This window comes from Erythrobacter sp. S57(2025) (assembly GCF_057365055.1).
The window spans coordinates 1391839-1411492 of the sequence record NZ_CP200299.1; the positions used below are offsets into that span (position 1 = coordinate 1391839).

Genomic DNA, 19654 nt, shown 5'->3' on the forward strand with positions numbered 1-19654 from the left:
TGCCTTACCGCGCTCAATATGTCCGATATGCCCACTTTCGAAAATCGTCTAGCCCGTGCCAAATTCCGCGCATGGCATCGCGGCACGCGAGAGGCCGACTATATGATCGGCGGTTTCTTTGATCGCTACCATGCTGAATGGAGCGAGGCAGAGATGGATTGGTTCGAAGATCTGCTTGCCGAAGATGACGTTGATGTCATGGCATGGGGCCTGCAAACGCAAGCTGTGCCTGAGCGTTTTCAGGGTGAGCTCATCGAAAAGATGCAGAAGCTCGACTACGTCGATATCCCCAGCTAGGGCGCGCATCCCACTTTTGCGAAACCAAGTCTTGCTTGGACTATTCTAACTCACATGCCTGATCTCAGCCGCATCCTTTCTGCGAGCGCACTGCTCACCCTATCATCGCTGCCACGCGGCGCGGTGCCTTTGGTGTTGAGCGACCTTGCGAGGGCGGCCAAGCAGCGCGCGGTCTATATCGCGCCCGATGATGCGGCGATGCGCAGCGTGGCAGAGGCTGCCCGATTCTTCGCGCCAGAGGTTGAGGTGTTGGAGCTTCCCGCATGGGATTGCCTCCCCTATGACCGCGCCTCCCCCGCATTGTCGGTCAGCGCAGCGCGTCTGTCGGCCTTGTTCAAGCTGCAAAACCCCGCCAGCGGCTCGCAATTGCTGGTTACCACCATCAATGCAGCGCTCCAACGCGTGCTCACCCCGTTCCGTATCCGCGAAAGCGTGCGCGAGTTTAAACCGGGTGTGACCATCGGGCATGACAGCCTCGCCGCGCTTCTCACTCGGCAAGGGTATTCGCGCACAGACACGGTGATCGACCATGGCGAGTTTGCCGTGCGCGGTTCGATTGTCGACATCTTTCCCTCCTCGCTCGAAGAGGGTCTGCGGCTCGATTTCTTTGGCGATGAGCTGGAAAGCCTGCGCCTGTTCGACACTTCGACCCAGCGTTCGACAGGTCGGCTCGATTCGCATCTCCTCCTGCCAGCATCCGAAGCTTTGATTGATGATGAGAGCATCAAGCGGTTCCGTTCGCGCTATCGCGAGCTGTTTGGTGCAGCGGCCACGCAAGACCCACTTTATGAAGCGGTAAGCGACGGGCGGCGGCTTGCCGGGATGGAGCACTGGCTTCCACTGTTTGAAGAGCGCCTTGCGACCCTGTTCGACCACCTAAGCGATGATGATGTGGTGGTGATCGACCAGTCCGCAATTGGTGCAGCTGAAGAGCGCCTTTCGGACATATCCGACTATCACGAACAGCGTGGCCGGGTCGCATCGGACAAGACCGGCTCCTATCGCCCGCTTGCTAAAGACGCGCTCTATCTGGCGGATGCAGAGCTGAAAGACGCGCTTGCCGCGACCAACGCCCACCGCGCGAGCGTGTTTGCCGCGCCGACCAGCGACACCAATCTCGACTTTGCATTCAAGGCCGCACGCGATTTCGCCCCCGAGCGCGCGCGCGGTGACAACGTGTACGAAGCCGCCGCTGGCCACCTTGCCGACATCGGCAAGTCTGGCCGCAAACCCTTGCTCGCCGCTTACTCCACCGGATCACGCTCACGCATCGCCTCCATCTTGGACGAAGCGGGCGCGCCAACGGTGCTCGCGGATAGTTGGCAGGAAGCATTGGGTTTGGCTGCCAAAGGCAATACCGCAGCAATGGTTCTGCCGCTGGAGGCAGGTTTCGCGAACGATGCGCTGGAAGTCATTACCGAGCAGGATGTGCTGGGCGACCGGCTTGTTCGTCGTAAGAAAAAACGCAAAGATTCCGATGCTTTCCTAGCTGAACTTCAAGCACTTTCACGCGGTGATTTGGTCGTCCATGTGGAGCATGGGATTGGCAAATATCTCGGCCTGGACCCCGTTCCCGTGGGCAAGAGCCAGCATGATTGCGTCGCGCTGGAATATCGCGGCGGGGACAAGCTGTTTATTCCGGTTGAGAACATCGACGTCCTCACCCGGTACGGATCATCGGAAGAAACTGTCCCGTTAGACCGGCTTGGCGGCGAAGCGTGGCAAAAACGGCGCGCTAAGCTGAAAGAGCGCATCACCGCCATCGCTGGTGAGCTGATGAAGGTCGCAGCAGAGCGCGCACTCAAGAAAGCGCCGCGTTTCGAAGCGGAAGAAGCCAGTTTCAACCAATTCGTTGACCGCTTCCCGTGGGAGGAAACCGACGATCAGGACGCGGCAATCACCGATGTCCTGCGCGATTTGGAAAGCGGCAAGCCTATGGACCGGCTTGTTTGCGGCGATGTTGGTTTTGGAAAAACCGAGGTTGCCTTGCGCGCCGCGTTCGTCGCAGCAATGAGCGGGCAACAGGTCGCCGTGGTCGCCCCCACCACCTTGCTCGCACGGCAACATTATCAGAACTTCGTCGAGCGCTTTGCAGGCTTCCCATTGAAGGTGGGACGCCTGTCCCGCCTCGTATCCTCAAAAGAAGCCGCCGAAACGCGTGAGGGCCTCGCCAATGGTCAGGTCGACCTTGTCATCGGCACGCATGCGCTGCTGTCAAAATCGACCGAGTTCAAGAACTTAGGGCTCGTTATTGTCGATGAGGAACAGCGTTTTGGCGTGACGCATAAGGAGAAGCTGAAACAGCTGCGCTCCGACGTGCACATGCTCACGCTGACCGCGACGCCCATCCCGCGCACCTTGCAAATGGCGATGACAGGCCTGCGCGAACTTTCCACCATCCAGACCCCTCCGGTCGACCGTCTCGCGGTGCGGACCTATGTGATGGAATGGGATGATATGGTGATGCGCGAAGCTTTGCTGCGCGAACATCACCGCGGCGGACAGAGCTTTATCGTTGTCCCGCGCATCTCTGACATGGCTGATGTAGAGGAGTGGCTGCGCGAGAATGTGCCCGAGGTAAAGCCGATCTCTGCCCATGGCCAAATGGGCGCTGGCGAGATCGAAGAGCGGATGAGCGCCTTTTACGAGGGCAAATACGAGGTGCTGCTTTCAACCACTATCGTTGAAAGCGGCCTCGATCTGCCAAGCGCGAACACCATCATCATCCACCGCGCTGACCGCTTTGGCTTGGCCCAACTCTACCAATTGCGCGGCCGTGTTGGTCGATCAAAACTGCGTGCCTATGCTTACCTTTCCTATGAGAAAGACGTGCAACTTTCTGAAATTGCAGAAAAACGCCTGAAGGTATTGGGCGATCTGGATTCGCTCGGCGCAGGCTTCCAACTCGCCAGCCACGATCTCGACATTCGCGGCGCGGGCAACCTGTTGGGCGATGAACAATCAGGCCATATCCGCGAGGTGGGCTTCGAATTGTATCAAAGCATGCTCGAAGACGCGATCCTTGCAGCCAAAGCGGGTGAAATGGGGCTGGAGAAAGCTCAGGACGCCTTCTCGCCGCAGATCACCGTCGATGCGCCAATTATGATCCCTGAAGATTACGTGCCTGACTTGGCTGTCCGAATGGCGCTCTATCGTCGCCTCAACCAAGCACAGGACAAGGCTGAGATCGAAAGCCTTGCCGCAGAGATGATTGACAGGTTCGGCGATTTACCAAGCGCAACCAAAAACTTGGTTCGCCTAATTGAGATCAAGCATCAGGCAATTGAAGCGAACATTGCCAAGATTGATGTGGGCGCGCGCGGGACCTTGGTAACGTTCCACAATGACGACTTCCCCGACGGCCCGGGCCTGATCGCCTATGTCGACCGGCTAAAGGATACGGCTAAGCTGCGACCCGATATGAAGCTGGTGATCAACCGCGCATGGAGTGACCCAGAAAGCCGCCTTAACGGCCTATTCCAGCTGACAAAGGGGCTTTCAGGAGTTGCGCGCAAATCGAAGCGGGCGAAACAGGCCGCTTAACCGTGCCCTGCTCCGCGTGCGGTGCGCGATAGGGTGACGACATCGGCGCTTTTCATTGGTTGCGCACGCAGGAAGCCTTGCCAGTAGTCGCACCCTTCAGAGATTATCGCAGCGCGTTGTACGTCGCTTTCAATCCCCTCAGCATAGATATCGAGCTCGAGCGCCTTCGCCAGGGCCATAATCGCGCGCAGCACCGCCAATGCCTTGGCATCGCCGGGCACGCCATCGACCATGATCTTATCAAGCTTGATCGCGTTGAGCGGCAGCTCGCGAAGGTAGTGGAAGTTGCAGAAGCCAGCGCCGAAATCATCTAATGCGGTGCGAAAGCCCAACGCCCGCAAAGCGCTAAGCGCGCTTGAGGCTTGCTCCAGATTGCGCACCAGCAGGTCTTCGGTTATCTCAAGCATGATCCGCTCAGGCTCAATCGAACCCTTCGCGATCAATTCAGCAAAGTCAGCAGCAAAGTGTTTATCACCAAGCTCTTCTGGCGTGATATTAAGAGACAGTGTGAGGTCACTGGGCCAACCCGCAGCATCCTCCAACGCCCGAGCCACAACATGGCGCGACAGAGGCGCAACCAATGCCGCGCGTTCAGCAATGGCGAACAGATCGCGTGCACCAATTTCGCCCAAGGTCGGGTGTTGCCAGCGCGCCAAAGCCTCCGCTCCGACCACTGCGCCGGTGCTACAGGAGAATTGCGGTTGGAAAAGCACCTCAATCTCGCGCCGATCGAGCGCGCGCAGCAGATCCGTCTCTAGCGTCGCCGCCTTCACGCCAGGGAAGTTCCCCGGCACAGGCCCCCGCAGCGAGGCGCGCAACGCGCCTGCCAGCCCTTTGTTGGAAGATGATCCGCTCTGATTCATGCCCTCGCCTCTAGGCTCTATTAGACGAAAAGCCTTCACCAATTGCAATCCGCCCAAAATTGGAACATCAGGATAAGTCTCTAGCGAAGCCAATTAGCAGTGGGCCAGTCGCTAGAGTGATGCCTTGGGGGAGGTTTCGACTATGGAAAGCGTTGCCATGACCGGATCTGAAAGCGACGATGCCCTTTGCGGGCCTGCGAATGATGGATTTCGCAAAGTGGCTTTGGTTGCCTCAGAATCGCCACGCGCGCAGGAAGCTTTCACCATGCTGTGGGCGCAGCGCGACTGGGCCCCGCTCGAAGAGGCTGATGCGGTGGTGGTCCTGGGCGGCGATGGCTTTATGCTGCAAACGCTGCACGCCATGCTCGATAGCGGACGCGTAATCCCCGCCTATGGAATGAATCGGGGCACCGTCGGCTTTCTGATGAACCGCTATGACAAGCAGGCCGACGTGGTGGAAAGGCTGGCGCAGGCGCGCGGCAAGGTTATCTCACCGCTTCACATCACCGCCGTCACGCAAGACGGCACGACCCACGAAATGCGCGCAATCAATGAATTGTCGTTGCTGCGTGAAACGCGCCAAACCGCGAAGATAGAGATCACCGTGGGCAGCCGCGTGAGGATCAAAGAGCTGGTCGGCGATGGTGTACTGGTTTCTACGCCGGCAGGCTCAACTGCTTATAATCTTTCAGCAAATGGTCCTATCCTGCCGCTCGATAGCGGGATGCTGGCGCTGACCCCGATTAGTCCGTTCCGCCCTCGTCGCTGGCGCGGTGCGATCCTACCTGAAGAAATGCCGATCAAGTTTCGCGTGCTTGAACCTGTGAAACGCCCGATTGCCGCCGTGGCTGACCAAAAGGAGCTGCGAGACATTGCCGAGGTTTCGATCAGGCTGGAAACGGACTCGCAATTGGAACTGCTTTTTGACCCCGGCCAGTCGCTGGCAGAGCGAATTGTTTCGGAGCAATTTGCAGTCGATTAATTTTTGCGCGTTATGAGGCTTGCATTGCGCGTGCACCACTCATATACGCGCGGCTCGCGTTCGGCAGACAGATCGAACGCTGCTCCCCGATAGCTCAGCGGTAGAGTAGGTGACTGTTAATCACTTGGTCGTTGGTTCGAATCCAACTCGGGGAGCCATTTTCCACCCTTTCTGGCTCCAAAAGCAACTTCACTAGGCCTCCTCAGGCATTCGGTGATGCGTGCTCTTTGCCCCCCTACCCTGTCCAGCTTGCACGGATATGGCGCGGTGACGTCAAATGATTCGAGTGGGTGGCTCAAAATCGCCAATTCTTTCCGCCGCGCTTAATCTTTTTAACAGGCTCCGCAGGGCCGCCTAGGCGGTTTTTACCTAGCGTTAAGGATCGTAGCGCGCCGACTGGCCCAAACCGGAAAAATCGAAACTTCGCGTTTACCATTTTCCAAAGGTCTGAACTTCTTAAAGTTTTAACCAAGTGCGTGAACCCGGCTCCCATCTCCTCCTCCTATTACGGGTGGACTGAATGGCGAAAAATCTCGTCACTGGAGAATTTGGGTAAGACTTATGAAGTCACTTTTTACACACGGCACGGCCAGCGTTGCATTGATGGTTTCCTTGATGGGCACAGCTCATGCGGAAACAGTGGACGTTGACGCCTTGACGTCAGAGCCTGCGGTTCAGGATGAACAGCGCGCGGATGAAGACGACGTGTTTGTCTCGATCACTCCAGAGAGCGGCGATATTAAAGCTGACACGCGAGCGGTCTCGAACGAGCTGCTTGCGTCCTTTGAAGCTGTTGACGGCCGCGCTGGCCAGCCCACTCTCACTTTGGCTGAGATCGACAGTGTAAGCACTCCAGCGAGCATGTCGGCATTGGTGACTACGCGCAGCGTGGAAACGCTCTACCGCGACATCAACCCGTTCTACGGCGACATCAATCCATTCTACGGCAACATCGACGCGTTCTGGGGCGACATTAATCCATTCTATCGCGACATCGTGGCGTTTAACGGCAACGGCAACGGCAACGCGAACCCCTTCTACCGCGACATTAATCCATTCTATGGTGACATTGGTGCGTTCTGGGGCGACATCAACCCGTTTTATCGCGACATCGTTGCCTTTGATGCGAGCACATTGGAAGCGCATGGCGATTTTTGGAACGCGCACCGCGAACAGATTGAGGCGACCGAAACACTGTTCAACAGCATTAGCCGCAACGACAATGGTGTAATTGTCCGCGATGGTGCACCTGCCCGCGCGCAAAACGGATTGTTTGACCTTATCGCGCAAGCTGAGGCCCATTTCGGCGCCGCTTACACTGAGCGTTCAGGGCAGTCTTTCGACGTTTTGGTCGATGAAGTTTTCGCTCGTCACGGTGCAGATCCTTCTCGCCTCTCGACAATTGAGAACCTGACCGCTGTGCAACGCGCGGCGCTTTACCTCGATTGGCACGACACGCTGAACCTGTACTCCGGCATTGATGCGGTCGATCACTGGATGAGCGCGATCAATTGGACGCCGTCTATCACTGAGATTCAGGGCGATGGCCGCGAAGCTGTGATCGGCATTATCGATGGCAACTTCTCTACCGATGCCGACCTGGGCAACAATGTTGTCTATGCAGGCGGTCATTCGGGCACCGTCAACGGTCACGGCGCTGGCGTCGCCAGCTTGATCGCTGGCGCTCACGATGGCGAAGGCGTGATGGGTATCTCACCCAACATCAATATCGCGACTTACAACCCGTTTGACGAAAATGGGGTTGCGACATGGGATGATGTCCTCGAAGGCATCATGGACATTCAGTATCGCTTCTTTGATGTTCCCAACGATTACGGTTGGGCAGCGATCATGAACCTTTCGCTGGGCGAATCGGGTTATGCGATCTCGCAAGGACTGGCAGACACGCTCGCGCGTCCTGAAATCTCATGGATCTACCGCGACACAGTGTTTGTGGTTGCGGCCGGCAATGACGGTATCACGCAGACCACCGATATCGAATGGAACCACGATCAGAGCATCCCGCTTATTTTGGTGGGTTCAGTCAATCCGCTTGGCGAGATTTCAGACTTCTCAAACCGTCCGGGCGATACCTGCTTGCTCGACAATGGCGTGTGCCATGCCGGCAATGAACTGTACCTGCGCACGGTTGTAGCGCCAGGTGAGATGCTGCTGGTGTCTGATGGACAAGGCGGCGTTGTTCGCCGGTCTGGCACGTCATTCGCAGCCCCACTCGTGTCAGGTGCGATTGCATTGCTGCATGACCGCTGGCCTTGGTTGGTGCTGAACCCTGAAAGCACCGCGGAAATCATTTTCCGTTCGGCTCAGGATCTTGGCGCACCAGGCCCAGACCAAGTTTACGGCCACGGCCTGCTGGATGTTGAAGCATCGCAGTCACCTTTGAACTTCAACGATCTGACGTTCACGCTCTATCAGAATGTCAACGGCGCCGACGTTCCAATGCGCATGAATGCCGCGACTTTGGCCAATACGGCTCTTCCGCAATCGTGGAAGACGGACGACGTGTATTTCACCGCTATTGAAGATATTGGCACGACATATCGCGACTTCGTGTTCCCAGCATCGCTGGTGCAGCGCGGCAGAAGCAACAGTGTGCTGGGCCGCAAGGAACGGTTCCAAGACTTCATCGCCAAGCGTTTTGCGCGCTGGATGGAAAGCGGTGGAAGCAACGGTAGTGGCAACGGCAACGGTAATGGCTTTACTGAACTGCGCTCAAATGACCGTCAGATCAGTGGTGAATGGACCCTTCGTTATGACGCCATGGCGCCGCAATACACCCAGCAGGGTGAGCTGCGTATGGTTCACGGTGCTGCAACGCTGACAGATCCATCAGGCGGCCTCTCGCTCACAATGGGTCATGGTCAAGGCGGTATGGCTCTGTCTGGCTATCGCTTTGGCGTGGTCAGCGATCATGATGCCTTTACTGGCGGCGTGAACCCGGTTCTGGGTCTTGCCTCTGGTGAGACATTCATGCAGCTCGGCTATCAGCTTACACCGAACACCAAGGTAAGCGTTGGTTTCTCTGAAAACCGCGAAGAGTGGAACGACGTCGACAACAATATCGACCCAATTGAGCTTGCAGAGCGTCAAGCGCTTGGTGATCGTCCTGCATCGGCATTCACATTGGATATCGAACAGCGCGTCAGCGATAATTTCTCGATCAACGCACAGTATACGCGCCTCAACGAAGTGAATGCTCTGCTCGGCACTCAGACTTCAAGCGCGGCGCTGCTGGGCGGTGGTTCGCAGACAGAGGCGATGACAGTGTCGGCTTCACTTGATGTCGGTAACGGCTTCAGCTTCGACTTGTCGGCAACGGGTGCACGCACCGAAACGTCGCAAAATCAGATCTTCACCAATGATGGTGCAATCTGGAGCACGTCGGCGCAGTTCTCAGCCAGCAAACGCGGTATCTTCTCAGGCAACGATACGCTTCGTGTCTCGGTGGCTCAGCCAATGCAGGTTGAAAGCGGCACGCTGGAGCTCACAACCGAAGAAGTGGTTGATCGCCTCACTGGTGAGCGCGCTCCGGTAACGCAAACTTTCAGCATTGAGACCGAGCGTCGGATCACGACTGAGGCAGTTTATGCGATGCCATTAACCAATTCTTCTGAGTTCGGAGTGTTTAGTCGCTACGTTAGCGCCGGGGACACTTTCAACGAAGCTGGCATGGTAGTCGGGGGCAACTACAGCCTGCGGTTCTAAGCCAAGCATTGAGTTAACCAGGCAGCCTAACGAGGATACTGGATCAAAGAGAAGACAAGGGGGACGAAATGCCAAACGATCTGCACAAACGTTGTGCGCCGGTTCTCGCCGCCCTTCTCGCACTCAATGCCGTTCCCGCTGCCGCGCAGCTTGGACAGGCCGAAGCCCAAGCGCCGCTGTCTGCCTTTGACGAAGCGATTGCACAGTCAAAGTCGAACATGATGGCGGACTCCGCCGCGGCTCTTGAACATGCTCGCGAAGCCAAATCACTGGTCGAAGGCGATAGCGACGAAGCCAAAAAATCTCGATTGACCGCACAATGGCTCGAAGCCGAATCATTGATGCGCCTCAATCGTGCAGATGAAGCGGCAAGCATCATCGAAGGTGCTCTGTCTGAAATCGTCGCCAACTTTGCCGGGTCAAAACTGCACGCCGATCTGCTGCGGTCAAAAGCGACCCTGAATGTGAACCGCAGTGAATTTGGCATCGCGCTCTCATCATTCCTCGAAGCGCACGAGCTTTACGAAGCGCTGGGCGAAGATCGCAGCCGCGCCATCGTTCTACAAAATATCGGATCGCTCTATTCCGATGCGCGCGACTATGAGCGCGTTCTAAATTACTATCGCCAAGCAAGCGACGCATATCCGGAAGACCCCAACCTCGCGCTGTCTGCCCACAATAATAAGGGCAACGCATATAAAGAGCTGGAGCGCTTTACCGAAGCCGAAGCGGAGTTCCGCTCCGCTCTGGTGGTGGCAGAGCAAATGGGCAGCCCGCTTCTTGAAGCTCGCATCCTAACCAACATCGCATCGACCCAGTATTTGGCTGGCGACTACGCAGCGGCTGACGCGACCGTCACTCGCGGCCTTCAGATTGCCGATGCTGGCGCAAGTGAATGGAAGCCGTTCCTGTATGGCGTGAAGGCGCAGCTTGCTTTGACCCAAGGTCAAACGGCTATGGCCGAACAATATGTCGTGATGACTTTCGAAGGCGAGGACCTGAGCGAAACGTCACCGTTCTTCCGTGATTTCCACGATACCGCTTACATGGTGTATGAACAGACCGGGAATTATCGCCTGGCAAACGAACACCTCTTGGCCTTCCAAAGGATCGAGACGCAGGCGCAAAACTTGTCATCTGCTGCAAACAATGCGCTTCTTTCAGCGCGCTTTGACGCAGAAAACCGCGATCTTGAGATTGAGAAACTCTCATTTGAGAAATCTGCCGCGCAGAACCAGGTGATCTTGCTCAGCTCGGTTGTGGCTCTGGTCATCCTGGCCTTTATCGGTGCGCTCTTCATCCTTCGCACGGTGAGCCGCAGTCGCAGAGGGATCAAAGAAGCAAACGCCAAGCTTACTCACGTGATCCAGCATGATGGCCTAACCGGCGTGCATTCGCGCGACCATTTCCACACGCTGCTCAAAGAAGTGAGCGAGGGACAACGACACGCGAGCTCACCTGCAATCCTTGGTTTTGTCGACCTTGATCGGTTCAAACAGATCAACGATTTGTTCGGCCATGCAGCGGGCGACCAATTGCTCGTCCAATTTGCAAAACGGTTCCAAGAAGCCGTCGGTGACGATGCGGTCGTGGGCCGTTTGGGCGGTGACGAATTCGCCATTATCATGCCGGAAGGTATGACCATGGAAGAAGCGGTCGCTCTGTCACACAATGTCATTCGCGACGTGAGCCGCCCCTATTTGATCGACGGCGATGTTATGACCATCGGTGCGTCAATCGGCCTTGCCGAAGTGGCCGATGCCGTCTCAACCAGCGTACATATGACCAATGCTGACCTTGCGCTCTACGCTGCGAAAGATGCAGGGCGCGGCACATGCGTCGTCTATGAAAATGCAATGCGCGATGAATTGAGCGAGCGTTCAAGCCTTGAAAAAGACCTAGAAAGCGCGGTTGAAAACGGCGAAATGTCGATTTTCTATCAGCCAATCGTCAAAGGCGCAGATGGCAAAGTCATGGGCTATGAGGCGCTTATGCGTTGGACCCACCCTGAACGCGGTGTGGTTCCGCCAAGCACCTTTATCCCACTCGCCGAAGAAGCGCGCCTGATCGACAGGCTTGGCAGCTGGATGCTTCAGAGCGCATGTGCAGAAGCTGCGCAATGGCCAGACAAGACCAAATTGTGCGTCAATATTTCAACGTTGCAAATGGCAGATCCGGCGTTCCTCAACACCGCGACGCAGGCTCTTGCGAATAGCGGCCTTGAACCCGAGCGCCTCATCCTCGAGGTGACCGAAACCATGGTGCTTGAGCTGAATGCGGATGTTGAACGTCTGCTGGCGAGCCTCAAAGTCTTGGGCGTATCCTTTGCCCTCGATGATTTTGGCCGGGGCTATTCCTCGCTCAACTATATCGAGAAAATGGACTTCTCGATGATCAAGATCGACCGGGAGTTCGTGCAATCAGCAGCGGCCGGTTCAGAACGTTGCCGGGCTATTGTAACCGCAATTGTTGCTCTTGCTCAGTCGCTAAACATCGATGTGACAGCTGAAGGTATCGAGAATGCTGGCCAAGCCAAGTCAATGACCGATCTTGGATGTTCGTGCCTGCAGGGCTTCCATTTTGGCCGGCCACAGGCATCGACCGCAAACCTCGATAAATCAGCAAATCGCGCTGCAGCCTAACGGCAGCTAAACGCCATGGATCAATCGCGCTCCTACCAGCGTGACCAGAGCTGCTGTGAGCCATCTGATCCACCGCATCGGCAGGAACTTCACAGCCATCAAACTGCCAATCTGGCCCCCGATCACCACCGCGATCAGCAGCGGCAGCGCCTCTGCGATAGCGCCGCCAAAAGTCGACCAGCCATAGGCCAAGAGCTTACCTGCAAGCGCAAACAGCGAATTGATCAGGATGAAAAAACTTGCGGTTGCTGCAATCGCGCGCGCATTCCGCCAGCGGGTCAGGTGCAAAAGTGGCGCGAGGAATATCCCTCCCCCAATCCCAACCAAGCCAGCCAAAAAGCCGATCGGAGCCGCGGCAAACGGCATCGCGCTTGCAAAGCGAGTAGGCTGAGCATCGACGCTGTCGCCAACAGGGATCAGCATCGTTGCACCTGTCAGAACCAGACTAGCGCCCAACAGCAGCATGAACGCATCTCGCTCCAGTGGGATTGTGCCACCAATAAATGCGGCGGGCGCTGCAAGGGCGGTCAGGATCGCGGCGCCTTTCCACGGGATAACGCCCGCCCGCCCGAACCGCAGAGTTGAGCCTGCTACCACCACTATATTGCAAGCCAACACAACCAGCGGCAGCACGCGATGATCAAGCCCTGACAGCGCCAATAGAGCGGCATAGGTCGAACCACCGCCGAACCCTACGCTGGCGTAAAGCAGCGCGGTGACGAAGAAACCCAATGTGAGGAGCACAATCAGCGGCACAGCCTATTGCGCTCCTGCAACCTGCATAAAGGTCACGCCGGTTGGCGCGCGCCTGCGGCTCCGTGGCAATGCTTGTACTTGCTGCCTGACCCGCAAGGGCACGGCGCATTCCGGCTCACACCGAGGTTGGCATAAGGGTCATCTGTGTTTGCCCCACCGGGCCCCGATGCCGCGCGCGGTGATCCAGCCAGCGAGCCGAACAGTTCAGGCCGCTCCGCCGAACCGTCCCCGTCGCCTGAGTTGTCGAGACCGGTGAGCGGATCGATATGCCCAGTCAGGAAGTCTGGTAAATCAGGCAAAGCCTCCGTTTCAGGCTGAGCGATGCGCAGTTCTGACTTGAACAGCAGCTTGGTCACTTCCTCGCGAAGTGTGTCGAGCATGCTTTCGAACAGGCCGAACGCCTCTTGCTTATACTCATTGATCGGCTGCTTTTGCGCGATGCCGCGCATCCAGATCACCTGACGCAGCGCATCGAGCGTTGCCAAATGCTCTTTCCAGTGAAAATCGAGCTGACGCAGAAGGATGTCCTTTTCGACCAAGCGCCAAATGCCTGGATCGTTTTTGGCCATCTTCGCATCCATCATCTCATCGGTTTGAGCGCGGATGCGTTCTTCGAAGATTTCCTGATCGACCTCGTCCTCTTCCAACCATTCATCGATTGGCGGCGTGATGGCGAATACGTCTTCAAGCTTTTCTTTAAGTCCCTCAACGTTCCACTGCTCGGGATAGGATCCGGGAGGGCAGGTGCTGGCGATGACCGAATTGATCGTGTCGTGACGCATATCAAGCACCACATCATCGACCGTTTCGGACTCCATGATCTCGCCGCGCTGTTCGTAAATGACCTTGCGCTGGTCGTTCATCACATCGTCGTATTGGACGACTTGCTTACGCGTATCGTAATTGCGCGCCTCAACCTTTTTCTGTGCGGTTTCAATGGCTTTCGAAAGCCACTTAGACCCAATGGCCTCACCATCTTCGAGGTTAGAGTTCATCATTTTGGCAAACAGAGTGTCTGGGCCAAAGATGCGCAAAAGATCATCTTCAAGACACAGATAGAACCGCGAAAGACCCGGATCACCCTGACGGCCTGAACGGCCACGCAGCTGGTTGTCGATCCGGCGGCTTTCGTGCCGCTCAGTGCCCAATACGAATAGCCCACCTGCTTCCAGAACCTGCGCCTTTTCAGCAGCGACTTCTTCGGTGATTTTGGCAATGGCTGCGTCCTTGGCAGGACCATCTTCCATCGCGCCGCATTCATCTTCGATGCGGAAATCCAGGTTACCGCCCAGCTGAATATCGGTGCCGCGGCCCGCCATGTTGGTGGCAATAGTCACCGCGCCAATGCGACCCGCCTGCGCCACAATATGTGCTTCGCGTTCATGCTGGCGAGCGTTCAAGACCTCGTGCTTCACGCCCTCCTTATCAAGAAACTGGCTCAGCAATTCGGACTTTTCGATCGAGACGGTGCCCACCAGAATGGGCTGGCCTTTCTCATTATGCTCCCGGATCGTCTTTGCGATCGCCTGGAACTTGTCCATTGTGTTCTTGTAAAACTCGTCTTCTTCATCGACGCGCGCGACCGGTTTATTGGTCGGGATTTCAACGACATTGACTTTGTAAATGTCCCAGAATTCCGCCGCTTCAGTTGCAGCCGTACCGGTCATGCCCGAAAGCTTTGGATACATGCGGAAGTAGTTCTGGAAAGTGATCGAGGCCATCGTCTGGTTTTCAGGCTCGATCTTGACGCCTTCTTTGGCTTCAACCGCCTGGTGCAGACCGTTTGACCAGCGACGGCCATCCATCATGCGGCCGGTGAACTCATCAATGATGACGACCTTATCGTCCTTCACGATGTAATGATCATCGCGGCGGAACATGTGCACCGCTTTCAGCGCCTGATCCAAATGGTGCACGACCTGCGTGTTCTCAACGTCATAGAGGTTGTCGGTCTCTAGCAGTCCTTTCTCAATCAGGATCGCCTCAACCTGATCCAGCCCGTCTTCGTTCAGCTGAATGTTCTTGGTCTTCTCATCCTTGTCGTACCACTCTTCAGGGATCTCTTTCGCAACCTCATCAAGCGCGACGTAGAGGTCTGATTTATCTTCTGTCGGGCCTGAAATAATCAGCGGCGTACGTGCTTCGTCGATCAGGATGGAATCGACCTCATCCACGATTGAGAAATTGAAGGGACGCTGCACCATTTGCGCGCGCTCATGCTTCATGTTGTCGCGCAGATAGTCAAAGCCAAACTCGTTATTCGTGCCGTAGGTGATGTCGGCATTGTAAGCGTCGCGCTTCGACATCTCATCCATATTGGGGATGATCACGCCAACGCTGAGGCCGAGCCAATTGTACAGCTGCCCCATCCAATCCGCATCGCGTGAGGCGAGGTAATCATTCACAGTCACAACGTGGACGCCCTTGCCCTCAATCGCGTTGAGGTAAACGGCGAGCGTCGCCATCAGCGTCTTACCCTCACCCGTGCGCATTTCCGCGATTTCACCGCGGTGGAGCACGATGCCGCCGATCAACTGCACATCAAAGTGGCGCATTCCAAAGACGCGCGTCGATGCCTCGCGCACGGTCGCAAACGCCTCGGGCATGATCTCGTCAAGGGTCGAACCGTTATCGAGCTGCTCGCGGAATTTATCCGTTTGTGCCTTCAGAGCTTCGTCAGAAAGCCCCTGCATCATGGGCTCGAGTGAATTGATCTTATCGACAATCTTGCCGAGCGATTTGACGTAACGGTCGTTGGAAGAACCGAAGACGGATTTGACGAGTTTGTCGAACATAAGGGGGAAAGCCTTTGAATTTTATGTGGTGCACGCGGCCCCTTGGTGTGGGCCGACCCAGTGCATGATCATGTAAGGGAGTACGCGCCGACGGATCAGCTGCGTTACAATAGAAAATCTTTGGACCGCGCTATTCCAGCGCGCGCTCAACACCCATCAATAGGGGCGCGCGCAGCCGTTTTGGCACGGCAATCTGACGCTCTGTCTCGCTAGTGCTTGTCGCCTGACCCTTTGATTTGACGAGCTTTCTCGCCTCTACGCGGTTGCTTTCACTGCCCCTGTCAGAGACGGAGGCAACCTTGGCATCGCAGGTAGAAGTCGGCGCAAAGGAAGACGCAGCAGCCGGCCCGCTTAAAGCGGCAAGACCCGATAGCAGGGCAAAAAGGGCAAATAGTTTGCGCGTCATCTCGGTTTAGATAGTCTCAAATGCCGGTTTCGTCCACCGTGTATAGTGCCCCAATTGCGACAGTTGGAAGTATAGCTGAGCGATCATTCAACGGTCTCGGTCTCAATCTCGACACGCAAACGCACACGCTTCGCAACGGGAACGCCATTTTCGTCGCGATAAAGCCCGCGCGCTGGACGGTTCACTCCCGGGCACGGCTCCCTTTCAATCGAACGCCTTGTGCTGCGGCTCAATTCTCCGCTGACTTCAATGACATCACAATCGATTGTCTCGCCCGCTTCGTTCACAGTGAATTCGACATGGATCACCGCAGGTCCCGGAAACTCGGGCTCTCGCATTTCCCAAACCTGATAATCGCGGTGGATGCCCGCAACCGGATTGCCGTCCTTATCGGTTGCAGGAGAGAATTCGCCGCGAGCAAACGCGATCTTGCATGTCCGCGCATCAAGTGCCTCGTACCCTGAGCTATCAATAATTGTGCAATCGCGCACTTTGCCATCCGCGCCGATAGCCAGCTCATAATAGACCGCGCCTTCTTCACCCGCACCCCAGGAAGCTTCCGGATACTCATCAGGACGGGCCTGTAATGCGTTGAAATCGAGTAGTTCTGGTCCAGATGTGTAGTCACCGGGTGGAAGTGGAGCAGGCGCCGGTGTGGCATCGCGCGCAGCCTCAGCCGCCGCCTCAACCGCTTGCTCGACCACTTCAGAATGATCCTGAGCATAGGCGCCACTGGCCAATGCAACGGAAAAAAATGCGAATAATTTGAGTGTTTTGATCATGCAGGACCCCTTACGTGCGAGCACCTTAATGCAAAACAACCGTGCAGCTCAATTGCAGCGTGGCCTTTTCCGCATTACGGGCCTCAGACATGGATATTGCGACGTCTTCACTAGCCCGGCCCTTCCCTGAAATGCCCGCAATCGACGGTGTGCGGCTGCGTGTCTCGCATGCGCGCTACAAGGATTGGGATCGCGCGGATTTGACCTTCATCGAATTGGACGAAGGCACCTCGGTCGCAGGTGTATTCACTCAAAGCGCGTGCGCATCGTCCGAAGTGGAATTGGGCCGGGAGCAAGTGAAATCCGGGGCAGCGCGCGCGCTGATCGTCAATGCGGGCAATTCCAACGCCTTTACCGGTTATCGCGGGCGCGAAGCGGTTGAGGCCATCCAAGCTCAGGTGGCAGAGGCCTTGTCGTGCGAGGCATCGCAAGTGCTCGTATCGTCCACCGGCGTAATCGGAGTGCCGCTACCCAAAGACAATGCGCGCGAAGGCGTTGTAGCAGCCCTGTCTGCGCAAAGCTGCACCTGGGAAGACGCCGCACACGCCATCACCACCACCGACACATTCAATAAGGGCGCACATGCCTCAGCCATGATTGCTGACACGCGGGTGGAACTCTGCGGGATCATCAAAGGCTCCGGCATGATCGCGCCTGACATGGCGACAATGCTTGGCTACGTCTTCACTGATGCCGATGTCGCGCCTGCCTTCCTGCAAGAGGTGCTCAGCCGCGCCAACACGCAAACCTTCAGCTGCATCACAGTGGATGGAGACACCTCCACCAGCGATACCGTGCTGGCTTTTGCAACCGGCAAAGCGGGTAATGCCAGGATTGAGGGGTGGGACAGCCCCGGCGCCGATGCCTTCGCCGCTGCATTACACGATGTCTGCCGTGAACTTGCGCAATTGGTCGTGCGCGATGGCGAAGGCGCGACCAAATTTATCGCCGTGCGCGTGTCAGGCGCCGCCAGCGATGAAAGCGCGCACCGCGTGGGCCTTGCCATCGCCAATTCGCCGCTCGTCAAAACGGCCATCGCCGGCGAAGACGCCAATTGGGGCCGTGTCGTCATGGCGGTAGGCAAAGCGGGCGAACCAGCGGACCGCGATAAGCTCTCCATCGCGTTTGGCGGCGTTTGGGCGGCGCGTGATGGCCTGCCGGTAGATGACTACGATGAAACACCGGTGGCTGAGCATTTGAAGGGTCAGGAGATAGACCTTGCCGTTGAACTTGGCATGGGTGACGGTCACGCCACCGTTTGGACCTGCGACCTCACTCACGGCTATATCTCGATCAATGCGGATTACAGGTCATGAGCGAACTCTCTGCGCTTGACGCTGAAATGCTCGACCTGATGCGCTTCGCTGCGCGCAATTCGATGATGCCGCGCTATCGCCAACTGGCCGAGGATGAGGTTGAGCTGAAAGGCGAGGATGATCCGGTCACGATCGTTGATCGCGAAGTTGAAACCTTCCTGACCGAAGCCCTCACCAAACTCGCCCCCGGAGTGCCGGTTGTGGGCGAAGAGGAGGCCCATGCGGACAGCTCAGTCTTGGATGCTTTGAGTCAGCAATGCTGGATCATTGATCCGCTTGACGGCACCGCCAATTTTGCCAACGGCGAAGGGCATTTCGGGATCATGGTCGCGCTCGCCGATGCCGGTGAGGCGGTGGCTGGCTGGATTTATGATCCACAACGCGACCGGCTGTGCCATGCCAAGCGCGGCGAAGGGGCGTTTGTGGATGGGACGCGCATCGAAGCGAACGCATCAGGCGATACGCCCCCGCATCTGGCAGCGATGAAAAAGTTCATGGGCGAAGACCAACGCGCGATTTTCGAGGCGGAGATTGAGCCGCACTACCAGCTCATCGCCGCTCCAGGTGCCGCCGCAGAGCAATATCCGCTGACCGCTTTTGGCGGACATGATCTGGCTATCTACGAGCGGACTTTAGCGTGGGATCATGCGGCCGGGTGCCTATTTCTCAACGAAGCAGGCGGTGCATGCCTGCGCCCCGATGGCTCACCCTACCGCGTCGACGACGGCCGCAAAGGCATGGTCGGGGCTGCAAGCCGCGGATTGTTTGATGAATTGGCGAAAAAACTGCTCAGCGTGGGGTACATGCCCGCTGATTAACCGCAAACCGCTGGTCATTCACGGAAGGCTCACCGTAATGGGGTGGAGGCCAATACCTGACAATTCAACAAGAGGAGGCTGTCATGGCACGCAAGACGAATGATCTCTCAAACCTCCCTTGCTTTCGAGCGCACATCTAAGCGCCGCAAGGGCTTCCCATCCGAAACACGAGTGAAACGAGGCCATCGCTTCGTTGGCGGTGACAAAGAGCTGCTAGAAAAGCTCGGTCGCAAAGACCCATGCCCGTGTGGATCCGGAAAGTGCTTTCAAGAAGTGCTGCCTTAAATCAGGCCGCTTTCGATGGGTCCGAACGCCATGATTACTGGCGCTAAATCAAAAAAAGGGGCGCTCGCTTGGGGCGCCCCTAATTTGATCAAATCTCGCTTTCAATCCATTCTTTAAGCTGGCTTTTCGGGGCCGCGCCTACTTTGCGCGCAACCGGCTCACCATTCTTGAACAGCACCATGAGCGGGATTGATTGCACGCCCATATCGGCGGGGACACCGGTGTTTTCCATGATGTCCATCTTGGCGATGGTGACGCTTTCGCCCAGCTCTTCGCTGATTTCTTCAAGCGCAGGAGCGATCATCTTACATGGGCCGCACCACTCCGCCCAGAAATCAACCAGAACGGGCTTATCGCTATCAAGCACGTCAGCTTGGAAGCTATCATCGGTTACGTTTACGGTGGCCATAGCGGCTTCTCCTAATTTGCGTTGGACCTGATTT

The 19654-nt window shown here is 56.7% G+C and carries 14 protein-coding genes and 1 tRNA gene; 9 read left to right on the top strand and 6 right to left on the bottom strand.

Features of this window, described 5'->3' with window-relative positions:
• Nucleotides 1-18: 18 nt before the first annotated feature.
• A complete protein-coding gene (locus tag AC0V6N_RS06750) occupies nt 19-297 on the top strand; it encodes an FAD assembly factor SdhE (protein ID WP_486170818.1) in 279 nt (92 codons plus the stop codon).
• A gap of 54 nt (nt 298-351) precedes the next feature.
• Entirely contained in the window at nt 352-3840 is a 3489-nt protein-coding gene (gene mfd / locus AC0V6N_RS06755) for a transcription-repair coupling factor (RefSeq protein ID WP_486170819.1), read from the top strand.
• On the opposite strand, the gene AC0V6N_RS06760 is transcribed toward mfd, so the two are convergent.
• Nucleotides 3837-4703: an EAL domain-containing protein gene (locus AC0V6N_RS06760; protein WP_486170820.1), complete on the bottom strand. Its 867-nt coding sequence runs from the start codon at nt 4701-4703 to the stop codon at nt 3837-3839. The two genes, mfd and AC0V6N_RS06760, sit on opposite strands and share 4 nt — an antisense overlap.
• A gap of 157 nt (nt 4704-4860) precedes the next feature.
• On the opposite strand from AC0V6N_RS06760, the gene AC0V6N_RS06765 reads away from it, so the two are divergent.
• From AC0V6N_RS06765 to AC0V6N_RS06780, 4 genes are all read left to right on the top strand, one after another.
• Nucleotides 4861-5685 carry an NAD kinase gene (locus AC0V6N_RS06765; RefSeq protein WP_486172438.1) on the top strand — a complete coding sequence of 275 codons (825 nt, stop codon included), beginning with the start codon at nt 4861-4863 and terminating at the stop codon, nt 5683-5685.
• 83 nt (nt 5686-5768) lie between these two features.
• A tRNA-Asn gene (locus tag AC0V6N_RS06770) sits at nt 5769-5843 on the top strand.
• A 403-nt stretch (nt 5844-6246) separates the two neighbouring features.
• Nucleotides 6247-9411, top strand: coding sequence for a S8 family peptidase (locus AC0V6N_RS06775; RefSeq protein ID WP_486170821.1), 3165 nt, complete (start codon nt 6247-6249; stop codon nt 9409-9411).
• A gap of 68 nt (nt 9412-9479) precedes the next feature.
• Nucleotides 9480-12053 carry a putative bifunctional diguanylate cyclase/phosphodiesterase gene (locus AC0V6N_RS06780; protein WP_486170822.1) on the top strand — a complete coding sequence of 858 codons (2574 nt, stop codon included), beginning with the start codon at nt 9480-9482 and terminating at the stop codon, nt 12051-12053.
• 6 nt (nt 12054-12059) lie between these two features.
• Here the strand turns inward: AC0V6N_RS06780 and AC0V6N_RS06785 are convergent, their stop codons facing one another.
• The 4 genes from AC0V6N_RS06785 to AC0V6N_RS06800 all read right to left on the bottom strand — a co-directional run bounded on the left by AC0V6N_RS06785 (nt 12060) and on the right by AC0V6N_RS06800 (nt 16792).
• On the bottom strand, nt 12060-12809 hold the full coding sequence (locus AC0V6N_RS06785; protein ID WP_486170823.1) for a sulfite exporter TauE/SafE family protein: 750 nt from the start codon (nt 12807-12809) through the stop codon (nt 12060-12062).
• A 32-nt stretch (nt 12810-12841) separates the two neighbouring features.
• Nucleotides 12842-15604 carry a preprotein translocase subunit SecA gene (gene secA, locus AC0V6N_RS06790; RefSeq protein ID WP_486170824.1) on the bottom strand — a complete coding sequence of 921 codons (2763 nt, stop codon included), beginning with the start codon at nt 15602-15604 and terminating at the stop codon, nt 12842-12844.
• Nucleotides 15605-15734: 130 nt separating this feature from the next.
• Nucleotides 15735-16010, bottom strand: a complete 276-nt coding sequence (locus AC0V6N_RS06795) for a hypothetical protein (protein WP_486170825.1) — start codon at nt 16008-16010, stop codon at nt 15735-15737.
• 83 nt (nt 16011-16093) lie between these two features.
• Complete coding sequence (locus AC0V6N_RS06800) at nt 16094-16792, bottom strand: energy transducer TonB (protein WP_486170826.1); 699 nt, start codon at nt 16790-16792, stop codon at nt 16094-16096.
• An 89-nt stretch (nt 16793-16881) separates the two neighbouring features.
• Between AC0V6N_RS06800 and argJ the strand changes: the two genes are divergently transcribed.
• From argJ to AC0V6N_RS06815, 3 genes are all read left to right on the top strand, one after another.
• Nucleotides 16882-18108 carry a bifunctional glutamate N-acetyltransferase/amino-acid acetyltransferase ArgJ gene (gene argJ / locus AC0V6N_RS06805; protein WP_486170827.1) on the top strand — a complete coding sequence of 409 codons (1227 nt, stop codon included), beginning with the start codon at nt 16882-16884 and terminating at the stop codon, nt 18106-18108.
• Complete coding sequence (locus AC0V6N_RS06810; RefSeq protein WP_486170828.1) at nt 18105-18926, top strand: inositol monophosphatase family protein; 822 nt, start codon at nt 18105-18107, stop codon at nt 18924-18926. The genes argJ and AC0V6N_RS06810 overlap by 4 nt, the downstream gene beginning before the upstream one ends.
• Nucleotides 18927-19025: 99 nt before the next feature.
• Nucleotides 19026-19211, top strand: a complete 186-nt coding sequence (locus AC0V6N_RS06815; RefSeq protein ID WP_486170829.1) for an SEC-C metal-binding domain-containing protein — start codon at nt 19026-19028, stop codon at nt 19209-19211.
• Nucleotides 19212-19299: 88 nt separating this feature from the next.
• Here AC0V6N_RS06815 and trxA read toward each other — a convergent pair whose 3' ends face one another.
• A complete protein-coding gene (gene trxA / locus AC0V6N_RS06820; RefSeq protein ID WP_486170830.1) occupies nt 19300-19620 on the bottom strand; it encodes a thioredoxin in 321 nt (106 codons plus the stop codon).
• Between the last annotated feature and the right edge of the window lie 34 nt (nt 19621-19654).

What these genes read in the sequence shown, in the direction of transcription:
- AC0V6N_RS06750 (WP_486170818.1), top strand. Translation starts at nt 19, where the DNA reads ATGTCCGATATGCCCACTTTCGAAAATCGTCTAGCCCGTGCCAAATTC.
- mfd (WP_486170819.1), top strand. Translation starts at nt 352, where the DNA reads ATGCCTGATCTCAGCCGCATCCTTTCTGCGAGCGCACTGCTCACCCTA.
- AC0V6N_RS06760 (WP_486170820.1), bottom strand. Translation starts at nt 4,703, where the DNA reads ATGAATCAGAGCGGATCATCTTCCAACAAAGGGCTGGCAGGCGCGTTG.
- AC0V6N_RS06765 (WP_486172438.1), top strand. Translation starts at nt 4,861, where the DNA reads ATGACCGGATCTGAAAGCGACGATGCCCTTTGCGGGCCTGCGAATGAT.
- AC0V6N_RS06775 (WP_486170821.1), top strand. Translation starts at nt 6,247, where the DNA reads ATGAAGTCACTTTTTACACACGGCACGGCCAGCGTTGCATTGATGGTT.
- AC0V6N_RS06780 (WP_486170822.1), top strand. Translation starts at nt 9,480, where the DNA reads ATGCCAAACGATCTGCACAAACGTTGTGCGCCGGTTCTCGCCGCCCTT.
- secA (WP_486170824.1), bottom strand. Translation starts at nt 15,604, where the DNA reads ATGTTCGACAAACTCGTCAAATCCGTCTTCGGTTCTTCCAACGACCGT.
- AC0V6N_RS06795 (WP_486170825.1), bottom strand. Translation starts at nt 16,010, where the DNA reads ATGACGCGCAAACTATTTGCCCTTTTTGCCCTGCTATCGGGTCTTGCC.
- AC0V6N_RS06800 (WP_486170826.1), bottom strand. Translation starts at nt 16,792, where the DNA reads ATGATCAAAACACTCAAATTATTCGCATTTTTTTCCGTTGCATTGGCC.
- argJ (WP_486170827.1), top strand. Translation starts at nt 16,882, where the DNA reads ATGGATATTGCGACGTCTTCACTAGCCCGGCCCTTCCCTGAAATGCCC.
- AC0V6N_RS06810 (WP_486170828.1), top strand. Translation starts at nt 18,105, where the DNA reads ATGAGCGAACTCTCTGCGCTTGACGCTGAAATGCTCGACCTGATGCGC.
- AC0V6N_RS06815 (WP_486170829.1), top strand. Translation starts at nt 19,026, where the DNA reads ATGATCTCTCAAACCTCCCTTGCTTTCGAGCGCACATCTAAGCGCCGC.
- trxA (WP_486170830.1), bottom strand. Translation starts at nt 19,620, where the DNA reads ATGGCCACCGTAAACGTAACCGATGATAGCTTCCAAGCTGACGTGCTT.